Source organism: Bacteroides sp. RTP31139st1_H2_RTP31139_211217, assembly GCF_040227615.1.
Taxonomy (GTDB): Bacteria; Bacteroidota; Bacteroidia; order Bacteroidales; family Bacteroidaceae; genus Bacteroides; species Bacteroides uniformis.
On the sequence record NZ_JBCNZM010000181.1, the window covers coordinates 1 to 8,892 of the forward strand.

5 protein-coding genes are annotated in these 8,892 nt (G+C 46.9%); 1 reads left to right on the forward strand and 4 read right to left on the reverse strand.

Features of this window, described 5'->3' with window-relative positions; all coding sequences use genetic code 11:
• The 4 genes from ABUA47_RS20795 to ABUA47_RS20810 all read right to left on the reverse strand — a co-directional run.
• A partial coding sequence (locus tag ABUA47_RS20795) for a glycoside hydrolase (protein ID WP_349831977.1) occupies nt 1-465 on the reverse strand: 465 nt, incomplete at its 3' end.
• Nucleotides 466-583: 118 nt separating this feature from the next.
• Nucleotides 584-2,245, reverse strand: a complete 1,662-nt coding sequence (locus ABUA47_RS20800; RefSeq protein ID WP_117681220.1) for a RagB/SusD family nutrient uptake outer membrane protein — start codon at nt 2,243-2,245, stop codon at nt 584-586.
• 13 nt (nt 2,246-2,258) lie between these two features.
• Nucleotides 2,259-5,309: a SusC/RagA family TonB-linked outer membrane protein gene (locus ABUA47_RS20805; protein WP_035450227.1), complete on the reverse strand. Its 3,051-nt coding sequence runs from the start codon at nt 5,307-5,309 to the stop codon at nt 2,259-2,261.
• Between the two features lie 22 nt (nt 5,310-5,331).
• Nucleotides 5,332-6,852, reverse strand: coding sequence for a hypothetical protein (locus ABUA47_RS20810; RefSeq protein ID WP_008665740.1), 1,521 nt, complete (start codon nt 6,850-6,852; stop codon nt 5,332-5,334).
• A gap of 203 nt (nt 6,853-7,055) precedes the next feature.
• Here ABUA47_RS20810 and ABUA47_RS20815 point away from each other — a divergent pair.
• Nucleotides 7,056-8,892: two-component regulator propeller domain-containing protein (locus ABUA47_RS20815; RefSeq protein ID WP_349831979.1), on the forward strand; the 1,837-nt coding region annotated here is incomplete at its 3' end.

Consider the following 8,892-nt stretch of genomic DNA (forward strand, 5'->3'; position numbering starts at 1 on the left):
CAGCTCCTTGGCACGGTCCATGAAGTAACGTTGTCCCTCGCAACGGGTCCAGTCGTACGTCAAGTCATCGGTAAGATAGGATTCCGCACGACGGGATTTGTCCTCGATGCCGCAGGCTTCACCTTGCGCGGCACTGCCGCCACCAAGATTCACCCGCCATTGGGAAAGGCCGATTCCTTTCGGCTTGCCGCCCACAATCTCTGAGGAAAAAAGCAGTTCCGTAATCCCCGCACGGTGCGAAGTCCATGACTTGCCCACAAAGGCTGGCGTCCAACAGTCCGAAGCGCCGAAGCCGGCTATTGTCTGGAAAGTCTGTCCGGCATCGATGCTCACCAGTTTCTCTACGCTGTTCGTAATGTCCGGACCATCAGGAGTGTCGGGAGTATCCGGTGTAACGGGAGAATCATCGCTGCAAGCCATTGCGGTAAGCAGTGCCGGAAGAATAAAAATGTGTCTCAAATTCATGATATTATTTTGGATTAAAAAACTGCCGCGGATAATCCATTGCAAACTATCCGCGACAGAATATAAAGACCTATTGAATAATCAGTTCCTGCAACAATCTGCTTTCATCAGAATGTGTTTAATTCCAACCCGGATTCTGGGTAATGGAACCGTTGGACATCGTGATTTCGTACAAAGGAATGGGGAACACCATGTCGCGGTTTTCATTGAAAGTGATGCCTTTGTCACTTGCTTCACCTTGATTTTCCCACTCAAGAGCGTCACGGGTAGCCTCTTCAGTGTTCCACTTCACAAAGGAACCGTTCGGTCCCAGGATATTGCTAATCACCTTTTTACCATTTGTATCAGTCCAGCGGCGGATATCATACAGACGGTTCTGCTCGAAAGCCAATTCCAAACGGCGCTCCAGGCGAATGGCACTTTGCAATGCCTTTCCACTTGCCGTAACGTCATCCAACTTGGCACGTCTGCGCACCTGATTGAGAGCATCACGGGCAGAAGCGTCATCACCCAGTTCATTGCAAGCCTCAGCATACATTAAAAGGACATCGGCATAACGCAGAATACGGTGATTCAAAGGACTCTTGTCCGTGGCGTAAGCCGTTGCATCGCCTTGAGCACGATATTTCATCGGCAGGAAATACTTGCGGATGATACGCGCAGACTTATGGTCAGCGGGATTGATAATATAGCAATTGGGGTCCCAACCATATTTATCAAGATATTCCTGATACTTATTCAACGCTTTGCTTGCGTCAATGAAATCTTCGAATTGGTCTTCGCCGGCAATTTCTGTACAGCCCGACTTGATTATTGTCCATTTCAAACGTTCCGTATCACCGGCCTCTATATAAGCTTGCTCCAAATTTGCCGTAGGCTGACACCAGCTCCAACCATCACCAGGACCATTACGGGCACCGGTTACCGTAGCAAGCGCCCCTCCTAAGCCCAAAGTGGGATGATATTCATACTGGATTTCCAGAAGGCTCTCCGCACTGTTGTCATAGTCGACATTCCATACCTGCCCGAAATCGGGAAGCAATTGGTATTCGCCTTCATCTATCACAGTCTTCAACACATCATGGGCAGCCTGCCATTTCTCCTGATAGAGGTACACTTTACCCAATAATCCTAAAGCGGCGCCACGGGTAGCATGCCCTACTTGCGCAGTACTGCGTTGCGGCAGTATTTCGACAGCTGCCATCAGGTCATCCTCTATGAATTTGTACACGGCTTCTGCCGTAGCACGTTCTGTTCCCTCCACTTCTTCCGGCATTTGGAAACTGGTCATCAAGGGCACCCCGCCAAAATTTCTCACCAGTTCGAAGTAATAGTAGCCACGCAGGAAACGGGCTTCTGCCACCAGACGGTCTCTGGTTTCTGTCTCTTGGGTTTCGAGAGCCGCAATGCGATCTATGGCTATGTTACAACGTAAAATACCTTTGTAACGGTACTGCCAAAAATTGGAGATAGGGCCATTGCTGGCACCGTTTCCCTGATAATGCGCCAATGAGATATAATCACTCTGAGACTGAGAGGTATTCCCCATCCAGGCATCATCTCCACACATTTCGGAAAGTAACCACACGGTGTTGATTTGCCACCATCCTCCATATGTCATGGCCTGATAACAGCTCGTGACTGCGGATTCACACTCTTCTATGGACTTATAATAAGTGTCCACGTTCAATTGCCCGCGTACGTCTTCCGTCAGGAAGTCCTCGCAAGAGGTAAACACCAGCGAAGCAATCAGAACTACTATTGTAAATATTCGTTTCATGGATAATCAAGAATTAAAATTTGAAGTCAATGCCAAACAAGAATGTTCTCGGATTAGGATAAGCCACGTTGTCAATACCGGTATTGATGGCACTGCCAGAGCTGTCGGTAGTACCGTCAACCATCGGGCGTTCGGGGTCCATTCCCGAATAACCGGTAATGGTAAACGGATTCTGTGCAGAGAAGGAAAGACGCAAGTCAGCACCTCCAACCCATTTCTTAGGAAGCGTATAGCCTATCTGCAACAGCTTGCAACGCAAGTAGGAACCATCTTCCACATAGAAACTGGAAACGCGGCTATAGTTCAGGTTCAAGTCATTGCTCGACAAACGGGGAATATCATTGCCGGTACCCTCTCCATGCCATGCTTTCTCCAGTGTACCTGCCCAAACATTCTGTCCGCCTGAACCGGAGTACCGTCCTTTGGTGACATTGTAAATATCATTACCGAACGTACCATAGAAATTGGCTGCAAAATCAATGTTCTTATAACGCATACCAATATTCAGACCCATCATTAAATCAGGATAAGGATTGCCGATATAATCTTTGTCATTGGCATCGAGCACTCCGTTATGGTCCCGGTCCTTGAAGCGGATGTCTCCCGGTTTTGCATTGGGCTGAATCAGTGTTCCGTGTTCGTCAGTGTGCGCATACACCTCTTCCCAATTCTGGAACAAGCCATCGGCCACGTAACCGTAGAAACGGGAGATAAAACCACCATCTTCGTTACGGATAATCTGGTCGCTATTGAATCCACCGACATTGATAGGACCGTCGCCCGAGAACTTGATGGCCTTGTTGCGCACGGCAGAAAGGTTCAGACCAAGATCGTAAGAGAAATCCTTGCCGATTTCATCGCGCCAGGTAAGTCCCACTTCCCAACCGCGGGCCTGCATACTACCGATGTTCATCCAAATCTGGCTGTTCCAGTTATCATATCCCAAAGAGAGGATGTTCTGTTTCTGGTAAAGCATGTCAATGGACTTTTTCTGGAAATATTCGAATGTTACACCCAAACGTGAATCAAGGAATGACATATCCACACCTACGTTCCAATCTTCCACAGTCTCCCACTTCAACTGGTTGTTACCTACTGTAGACACGAAGTAACCATTTGCCAACGTATTGCCATAATAGTATTGGGTTTCGCTCAACAAAGTAAGGGTAGCATTATTGTTGATATTCTGATTACCTACACGGCCCCAGCCTCCACGAAGCTTCAGGTCACTGAAGATGTCCTGGTCCTGCATAAATGCCTCACTGATGACACGCCAGGAAGCGGAAACAGACGGGAAGAGGGCATACTTGCTGCCCTTCGGGAAACGGGAGGAACCGTCGGCACGGAGAGATGCCGAAATGTAGTAACGGTTATCGTAGTTATACATGACACGGCCCAGGAAAGAAACCAGTGTATTGTAAGTGGTTTCACCGTTGGCCTCATCCGTACCCTGCTGTCCGGCATTCACTTCCTGCATCTGGTCCAGATTATTGGGAACATTATCACGCCGTGCCTGAGTATTGTACCATGCAAAACGTTCGGCAGTAAAGCCAGCCATTACATTCAAGTTGTGCTTTTCAGCGAAAGTGTCCATGTAAGTGGCTGTATTCGTCCAGTTCCAGTCAAACCACTCCTGATTGCGGCGGGTGATTTCGTTCAAGTCTTGTTTCTCCAACGGATCCATATTGAACTTCGGAACGAATGAATCAGAACGGCGATAGTGTGCATTGGCACCGAACTGGGTGCGCAACGTCAGCTTTTCTATCGGGGTTACCTGCAGATAGGTATTCAGAATGGCACCCAACTCGCGAGAATGAGCATTGCTACGGGCAATTGAACCGGCGGGATTCCACTCCTGGTTGTTGTAAGAGCGTTGATAGTTGTTGTACTCATTATCCTCCCATTGGTCCTGCGGACGGAATACCGGAGTTGTCGGGTCCATAGCCATGGCTGCCGAGAACTGGTTTGGGGTATCATCCCATGATTCGACACGTGGAGCAATATCAACTCCCAATTTTACATACTTATTAAATGTATATTCAGTATTCAGACGGATATTTATCTTATCCCAATAACCTACATCAAACTGTGAGTTGTTACGATAATAGCCCACGCTAAAGTTATAAACAAACTGTTCTGAGCCACCGGCAACACTAAGTGAATGGTTCTGCACCAAAGCTGTTTTATTGACTACAGTATCCCACCAGTCTGTACCACCGGGATTGGTCGTAGCACCCGTATCGTTCCAGATAGAAGAAAGGCCATCATTCGTATAACGGGTATTGAACACTTCTTTATATTCAGCCGCACCGGCAATATTAGGTTTGGCCACGGTCTGGAAACCAACAGAAGAATTCCAATTGATGCGGGCTTTACCAGTTTTACCTTTCTTTGTAGTAATCAGGATGACACCGTTTGATGCACGTGTACCATAGATAGCGGCAGCCGAAGCATCTTTCAATACTTCCATGGAAGCAATATCGTTACTATTCAGAAAGTTGATATTGTCACCTACCGGCATACCATCCACTACATACAACGGATTCGTACCGTTTACGGTAGTTACACCACGAATCAGCACCTTCGGAGTAGCTCCAGGGCCACCACCACTGGTGACTTGTACACCATTTACCTTACCCTGCAAAGCATCCATAGCATTACCGGTCACGGTTTCAGTGATTTCATCGCCTTTTACTGTAGCAATAGAACTGGTCAAATCGCTCTTTTTCACAGCACCATAACCGATAACCACCACTTCATCCAGTAATTCCGCAGCCTCCTTCAGTACCACGTTAATCGTAGTACGTCCACCTACAGCTATTTCCTGAGACTCAAAACCAATAGAAGAGAATACCAACACTGCATTCTTGTCTACATTGGGTAATGTATAATCACCGTCGATACCGGTAATTGTACCCGTACCGGTACCTTTCACTTGAACTGTAGTTCCAATCAACGGCTGCTGGTCGGTGGCCGAAGTCACCACACCCTTAACCGTTATCTGCTGCGCATAACCGCAAAGGCTTATCAGCGCAAGACATAATAATAGAATTTGCTTTTTCATATCTTAAATCTAATGTTACTTTTTAATTAGCAGGCACAATCTTGCCGCGACCCAAATGCGCGTCAAACTCAAAGCGGTAGTTGCCGGTCACCGTAACCGTAGGCTTCATCCAGTTGTCACCTACCATCGAGCCGTCTTCCCAACGCTGATTGGTGCCTTCCCAATTAGGATTCACATCCCCTTTCTTACTGAAGTAACCAAACTTCTCTACATTCTGAGAGTCGTCACACCGCCATTCCACATGATCCCACCATCCGTCGGGATGATAATTGGATATGATGAAGTTCATTTCTTCACCGGCTTCCAGCGTCCAAGTTCCATTTTCCGGATAATAGAAAAGATGAGGATTATTTTTATCCTGGGCAAACAACTGATTTCCCGCATCCTGAGGAGAACCTCCCCAACCGATATAGAAATCAATGAACGATTCCCCATTCTCCCAACGGTCAAAACAAGGCTTTCCATATTCATATTTCATCGGATTTGTAGCCTCTGTCACCGAGTACGTGCGCATACTATAAGTAGACTCTTTCACATTGATGTCTATTTCATAATAAACACCAGCCTCATCCAAGACAATAGGTTTAGCCGTTTCCGGGTCATCCGTCAGTTTTGTATTATCCTCCGGATCAAGGCCAAAACAGATAGGAGTAAAGTCTGTCTTTTGCGGTAAGAAGAAAATTTCCGTACCGGCAGCTTTATTATAATAACGTGCACGATATTGGTACTCGCCCGTATGGTTAATCACCATCGGTACACCGAAAATATCACTGTTCAATTCCTCTACGGTTGCCACATCGGCCAGATACATTTTGGGGAAGTCAGGCATTTCAGATACACTGATGGTACTATTGGTCACTGTCTGATTGCCTCTGGCATCCACAGCCGTCAAAGTCACATCGTAACTTTTCACCTCATTAGGCAGAATAATCTTCTCCGTAAAGCTCAAAGTAGATTGCCCGCCAGCCTCTATACGGCGGCTTTCAAAACCTTCTACCCCAGGAATCTCAATGAGTACATAATCCAGTATGCGGTCATCTTTCACCGTGAAATTCAGGTTGAACTTTGTTTCATCCTTTATCAGTACGGTAACCTCCTTACCAGGGGCAATTGTAAATGTAGGATTCTCAAAGTCCCCATCCATCGTTATCAACACATCCTGCGACACTTCACGCCCGCCCGCATCTGTTACGGTCACTTTCACGGTGAAGCGTTCACCGATTTCATCACGCTTGAGGTCATAAGAATAGCTCAACTCATACTCCGTTTGGGGAGCTCCATAGATTTCGACCAAATCAATGGTCTTGTTCAGATAAAGATCGGCACATTGCAGATTGACGGATACAATTCCATCCTGGTCAGCCAACGAACCTTCAATGGTAAAACGATGGCCGGCACCGGATTCAATATGATCCGTCACCAATGTCATTGTCGGAATCTGCCCGTCTACATCAGAGTATCCGTCATCGTCACTACATCCAGTAGTCCATAAAGCCAGCGATAATAACGCCCAGAAAGTGGCGTTAAAGAAATGCTTCTTCATAAATATTATTATTAAAGTTAAACAAAAAAGTACATTTTGTTCCGATTTATAATAATCGGCAATGCAAACATATGCCAATTTTCGATTCAACAGCTGTATAAATCTTGCAGAGAAGGCATATAAATCTGTCAATGCACGATTTGTGCACATCATCTAAAGATTTTATTTGTACTTTTGACTCATGCAATGAAAAACGACCCGTTATGAAGAAGATTCTACTTTCCATTTTCCTATGCCTGCCATTCCTGCTATCCGCGCAGCCATATACCATAAAACATCTGAGTATCCGTGAAGGGCTGTCCAACAACCATGTGGTAAGCATAGCCCAAGACAAACGGGGCTCTCTATGGTTTGCCACAGAAGAGGGTTTAAATAAATTCGACGGAATACGCTTCCTTACCTATTATAAAGAAGAAACAACCGGCAAGCAAAGCATCACCGGCAACGAACTGAACTGTCTGCTGGACGATCCCGTCGACTCCATCTTATGGATAGGAACCCAGCGTGCCGGAATCAATGCATACAATTATGCCAACGATTCATTCATCACTTACAGACACAACGAAAACAACCCTGAAAGCCTGGTTACGGACGACATTACCAAAATCATTGCCGCCTCCGACGGTAACCTATGGATTTGCACCTATTGGAAAGGCGTGGACTATTTTGACAAGCAAACCGGGCAATTCACCCATTACAATACCGAAACCGTACCGGGTTTTGCAAGCAACCATATCTGGTCTGCCATAGACGGCGGTAACGGACTACTCTATATCGGGCATGTGGACCGGGGATTCAGTATACTTTCCATAAAAGACAAGACAGTCAAGAACTTCACACACGAGCCGCAAACCCCCAACAGCCTGCCCGGCAACGAAGTGACATGTGTCTACAAAGACAAAAGCGGAAACATATGGATAGGAACCGATAGAGGAGTGGTACTGTTTAACCCGGAAGCGGAAAGTTTCATCCCCTTCGACGACAAAACCAACTGCATATCGTACCGTGTATATGATATACGTCAACTGGATGACAACAGACTTTGGATAGCCATGGAATTCGGCGGCATTGCCGTAGTGGATTTGTCCCAACAGCTTTTCCGTTCGTCGGACCAGATTCATGCGCTTTCTATCCGGGAGGGAGACGATGAATACGGCTTGTCCAACTCCAGTATCCGTTGCCTGCTCCAAGATTCCTTCGGTAATGTATGGGCAGGTTCCTGGGGAGGCGGCATCAACTTCATAAAACGCGAGCCGTCACTCTTCAGCACTTATAAATATTCTCCTTTTCCATCCACCAACAACAGCCTGAACAGTAAAATAGCCTCCGGTGTCTGTATGGACAAAGCCGGTAACCTCTGGATAGGAACCGATGGAGGAGGAATCAACGTATTCAACAAGGGAAGACGAATAGCCATATACAATGCTGACAACAAGAAATTCAGAAGCAATACGGTGCAGGCAGCCTTGTGCGACTCGAAGGGAGGATTATGGTTCGGACTTTTTTATGGAGGAATAGCCTACTACAATCCCAAGAGCCAAAGCTTCCGGCAGATTTTCTCCGAAGACAAGTCACGCACTGACGTACGTTCCTTTCATGAAGACAAGCAGGGAAACATTTGGGTCGGAACCAGCGAAGGCGTCTATCTTATAGATTGTGACAGCAAGACAATCAAGGCACACTACAATCTGGAGAACAATCTGGCCCGCTGTGTGCTGAAGGATTCCGAAGACCAAATATGGGTAGGATTCTTCGGAGGAGGCCTGGGCCTCTATGACCCTCAACTCCAAAGCATCCAGCTCTTCAACGTCCTGGCCAAATTCCCCTCCAATACCATCAATGCTCTCTACGAAGACAGCAGAAAGCGGTTGTGGGTGGCCACGGGTGAAGGTTTGGTATGCTTCCCCTCCCTGACAGACAGAAACTACAAAGTATACCAACGTGAAAGCGGACTGGCTAACACCCACATACAAGCCATCGGTGAGGACAAGGCAGGAAATATTTGGGTGAGCACCAACAAAGGTATCAGCTGTCTTGTGG